The following is a 3,996-nucleotide window of genomic DNA, read 5'->3' on the forward strand; positions in this document are numbered from 1 at the left end:
GTCTGTATTCTTCTTCCGTCATCTCACTTCGTACAGCAATGTTTTCATCATACAAAGCCGTGCCTTTAGCACCTGCATACATAAACGTACGTGCGATACCAATTGCACCGATCGCATCTAAACGATCTGCATCTTGAACAATTTGACCTTCAAGCGTAGCCATAGCCGGACGGTTTCCGCCTTTAAATGACATCGTTTGTAAAATGTGAACGATATGCTTGCAGTTCTCTTCTTCTACCTGCTGACTCTTCAGCCACTCCCACACTTCTTCGTACGCCTTTTCAACATCTTCCACTAGCTTATCATCTACAACATCGTGTAAAAGCGCGGCTAGTTCGATAACTTCACGATTGCCGCCTTCTTTTTTATATAAAAGCACTGCATTTCGACGCACGCGATCGATATGCTGCCAGTCATGACCCGTTGTGTCATGCGCAAGCTTTGCTTGAACCCACTTTTCCGTTTCCACTATTTTATTCATTTGCTCACCTCAATTATATCCACCATTATTTTAGCACAAAGTGAGGCGCTCGTCTCACTGACAGCGGATCACCGGTTGAAAATCCTCGCTGAAAAATAAAAAACAGATGGAGATCCACCTGCTTTTACAGCAATTCTTTTATATCTTTTTGAATATCTTTTGGTGCAGCTTGAGGTGCGTATCGCTTCACGACTTCACCTTGACGATTCACTAAAAACTTTGTGAAATTCCACTTTATCCCTTTGGAACCTAGTAGACCCGGTGCTTGTTCTGTTAAGTATGTAAATAACGGGTGTGCATGCTCCCCTTTTACATCTACTTTTGCAAACATCGGAAACGAAACGCCATAGTTTAACTCACAAAATTGTTCAATATCATTTGAACTTCCTGGCTCTTGACCGCCGAACTGATTGCAAGGAAAACCTAGAACCGTTAGGCCGTTTTCTTTTTCTTCTTCGTACAGCGCCTGCAAATCTTTATATTGAGGGGTGAAGCCGCACTTGCTAGCTGTATTCACAATCAACAGCACGTCACCTTGATAGTTAGATAGCGATACGTCTTCGTCTTTAATTGTTTTTGCCGAGTATTCATACACGCTCATCAAAACGCCTCCTTTTCCCTATTGTAATTCACTTTATTTCGGAAGTACAACTGAAACGCTCTTATGATTTGTCATAAAGAACCTTTAACTGATCAGTCGTTTGCAGCATGTAATCAATCATCTCGATTAAATCTCCTACTTGGTCTTCGTAAATAAATCGGTTAAAGGTTACCTCAATATTGTTTTCGTATTCGCTGCCTCCGACTTCATAAGTGATACGCTGCTTCACAACTCTTGTTGTTCCCCAGATCCGCTCACACATTTCCTGTATATTTTGAAATTCRGCTTCTTCAAACGATTTTTGTTTTTTTAGCTGAAAATCAATATAAACTGTACACCCTGGTTTTTCTACACGGGAAGGCGTTAATTCGGCATGAATGTTGTCTAAGTCGGTTGATAAAGTTAGCGACGCGGTACAGCAAAAATGCTGTTGAAAAGAAATGCGGTACGTTCGAGTAAACTGAGCTAAGTCTACAAAATCTTCGCGATTCGTAACAGATACTTGCCCAGACAAGTCAAGATCATAGATCTCTCCTTCTACAACAACTTTTAAATTATCAAATACAATTGGATCAAACATTTCAACTACTTCCTTTTTTATAAAATACGAACAGTCAGCTCTTCTTCTTTCTTGCCAAATTAATTCATAACATACCTGTTATTTTGTTTTATCTTGCAAGAAAGAGATTGAGACCCAACTAAGTCCACCCAATCTATATCTAGAAGCCACTACACCCATGAAACTTCTTTTTACCATAACTATGAAAAAATCCGAACGAGTTTGATTCTTCATCAAGAATCTTGCTTCATCGTTCGGATTTCCCTTCAAATAAAATACTTTTACCCTAGCCTCTTCTCTTAAAAAATCCCTAGTGCATGTCCATTCTCGTCAATATCCATATTGAGCGCAGCAGGTTTTTTTGGAAGGCCAGGCATTGTCATAATTGAACCTGTTAGCGCCACGAGAAACCCAGCTCCGAGTGAAGGACGGAATTCCCTTACCGTAATCTTAAAATCAGTTGGTCGCCCAAGCTTCGTCTGATCATCACTTAACGAATACTGCGTTTTGGCCATACAGATCGGCAGATGATCCCAACCGTTTGCTTCAAATTGCTGTATTTGCTTTAACGCTTTTGGAGCAAAATCTACGCCTTGTGCTCCGTATACGGTTTTAGCAATAGCTTCTACTTTTTCTGGAATCGAAGCCGACACATCGTAAAGAGGAGAAAACTGACTTTCTGTCTCGTTCATGACTTCAAGAATTTTTTCAGCAAGCATGATGCCGCCTTCTCCGCCTTTTTCCCATACTTCTGTTAAAGCAACTGGAACATTCTTTGAATCACACCAATTCATAAGTGCTTCTACTTCACCTTTTGAGTCCGTCACAAAACGGTTCACGGCTACAACGTAAGGAACGCCGAATGCCTGAATCGTTTCAATATGCTTTTCCAGATTTTCAATTCCCGCTTCTAAAGCCTCAATGTTTTCTTCATTTAAACCCTCTTTAGGAACGCCCCCATGCATTTTCAAAGCGCGAATTGTTGCAACGATTACCACCGTTTCTGGTTTAATATCTGCCATGCGAGCTTTAATATTCAGGAATTTTTCTGCGCCTAAATCTGCCCCGAATCCCGCTTCTGTTACTACATAGTCGCCTAGTTTTGCAGCCATTTTTGTGGCAATGACGCTATTGCAGCCGTGGGCAATATTAGCAAAAGGACCTCCGTGAATGAGGGCTGGAGTATGTTCCAACGTCTGTACAAGGTTTGGTTTAATCGCATCTTTTAAAAGAAGAGTAAGCGCTCCTTGTGCACCTAAGTCTGCAACCGTTACAGGCTCATTGTCCATGTTATAAGCTACCACAATAGATGCTAAGCGACGCTTCAAGTCTTGTAAATCTGACGCTAAGCAGAAAATAGCCATAATTTCTGATGCCACCGTAATATCAAATCCATCTTCTCGAGGAACACCCTGCATCGGACCACCTAATCCAATGACGACCTGACGCAGCGCGCGGTCGTTTAAATCTACCACTCGTTTCCACGTGATTTTACGTGTATCAATACGCAATTCATTTCCTTGATGTATATGGTTATCTAAAATAGCTGCCAACGCGTTGTTAGCTGTTGTAATGGCATGCAGGTCTCCAGTAAAGTGTAAGTTAATATCCTCCATTGGAAGCAATTGAGCATAACCGCCGCCAGCGGCACCTCCTTTAATTCCCATTACCGGACCAAGAGATGGTTCACGCATGGCGACAATCGCTTTTTTACCTAATCTATGTAATGCCTGAGCTAAGCCAACCGTCACTGTCGACTTCCCTTCTCCTGCTGGAGTTGGATTAATAGCTGTAACTAAAATCACTTTTCCATCTTGTTTTGTGTGTAAACGTTCCATAACGGACAAAGAAAGCTTGGCTTTATAATGTCCGTACGGCTCTAGCTCGGCCTCTAAAATATCCAGGTGCTCGGCAATCTCTTTAATCGGTTTAATCGTTGCCTCTTGTGCAATTTGCAAATCACTTTTTATTTGCTTCTTAGTTGTCATATAAAAACCCCTTTTCTGCTGAGAATTCTTTTTAAACACTTCATCAAAAAAGGATAAAATCCATTTTCTGGGGGAGATATGAAGTTTAATAAATACAAGAACGACTGTGCTATAAATTTTACTGAGTTTCAGTCAAGCTAAAAAAGCATAGCAACGCTCCAGTTTAACCTTATTGTACCATTTCATTTTAGCCATTACGCATATTAATGCTCTTTTTTTTCAAAATTCAATTGCTTAATATTCTGTATATTCCTATAATAGTATATTGTACATAAATGTTGAACCTCATCTTCACGTGAGAAAGAACATTTATACGCGTCATTACTTCGAAATCGAATAGGAGGAATTTTATTGCCTATTAATATTC

Annotated in this window: 4 protein-coding genes; all 4 read right to left on the minus strand. The window is 40.5% G+C overall.

Features of this window, described 5'->3' with window-relative positions; translation table 11 throughout:
• The coding region (locus AC1DRF_RS18385; RefSeq protein WP_477741346.1) for an HD domain-containing protein at positions 1-481 on the minus strand (481 nt) is incomplete at its 3' end.
• A 124-nt stretch (positions 482-605) separates the two neighbouring features.
• Positions 606-1,082: a glutathione peroxidase gene (locus tag AC1DRF_RS18390; protein WP_057243859.1), complete on the minus strand. Its 477-nt coding sequence runs from the start codon at positions 1,080-1,082 to the stop codon at positions 606-608.
• Positions 1,083-1,143: 61 nt separating this feature from the next.
• Positions 1,144-1,662, minus strand: coding sequence for a hypothetical protein (locus AC1DRF_RS18395; RefSeq protein ID WP_427076270.1), 519 nt, complete (start codon positions 1,660-1,662; stop codon positions 1,144-1,146).
• 278 nt (positions 1,663-1,940) lie between these two features.
• Entirely contained in the window at positions 1,941-3,629 is a 1,689-nt protein-coding gene (locus AC1DRF_RS18400) for a formate--tetrahydrofolate ligase (RefSeq protein WP_427076271.1), read from the minus strand.
• Positions 3,630-3,996: the final 367 nt, after the last annotated feature.

Source organism: Priestia sp. P5_B4 (assembly GCF_056400385.1).

Coding starts and splice junctions, on each gene's coding strand:
- AC1DRF_RS18390 (WP_057243859.1), bottom strand. CDS start 1,082: ATGAGCGTGTATGAATACTCGGCAAAAACAATTAAAGACGAAGACGTA.
- AC1DRF_RS18400 (WP_427076271.1), bottom strand. CDS start 3,629: ATGACAACTAAGAAGCAAATAAAAAGTGATTTGCAAATTGCACAAGAG.